The 578-nt window shown below is 70.1% G+C and carries 1 protein-coding gene; it reads left to right on the top strand.

Annotation, left to right across the window (positions count from 1 at the left end):
• On the top strand, positions 1 to 578 hold a 578-nt coding region (locus HU748_RS26135; protein ID WP_186722531.1), incomplete at both ends, for an AMP-binding protein.

Raw genomic sequence — 578 nt, forward strand, 5'->3', positions numbered from 1 at the left:
TTCGACCTGTCGGTGTGGGAGCTGTTCGTGACCCTGGCCGGTGGCGGTTTCATCGTGGGGGCGCGCAACGCCCTGGAGCTGCCGGAGCTGGCAGCGCGGGATCGGGTGCGCCTGATCAACAGCGTGCCGTCGGCAGCCAGTGCGCTGCTGCGCGCCGGACAGATACCGGCGAGCGTGCGCATCGTCAATCTGGCGGGCGAGCCGCTGAAGCAGTCGGTGGTCGAGGCGCTCTACGCGCTGGAGCACATCCAGCACGTCTACGACCTCTACGGCCCTTCGGAAGACACCACCTATTCGACCTGGACCCGCCGTGAAGCGGGCGGGCAGGCCAACATCGGCCGCCCACTGCACAACACCGCCAGCTACCTGCTGGACGGCGAGCTGCAATCGGTGCCGGTCGGGGCGACGGCGGAGCTGTACCTGGCAGGCGAAGGCATCACCCGCGGCTACCTGCTGCGTCCGGGCCTGACCGCCGAGAAGTACCTGCCGGACCCGTTCGCGGCGGATGGCTCGCGGCTGTACCGCACCGGCGACCTGGCGCGCTACCGCGAAGACGGCGTGCTGGAGTACGCCGGGCG

Origin of the sequence: Pseudomonas sp. RW3S2, from assembly GCF_014268955.1 — a bacterium.
GTDB lineage: Bacteria > Pseudomonadota > Gammaproteobacteria > Pseudomonadales > Pseudomonadaceae > Aquipseudomonas > Aquipseudomonas wayambapalatensis.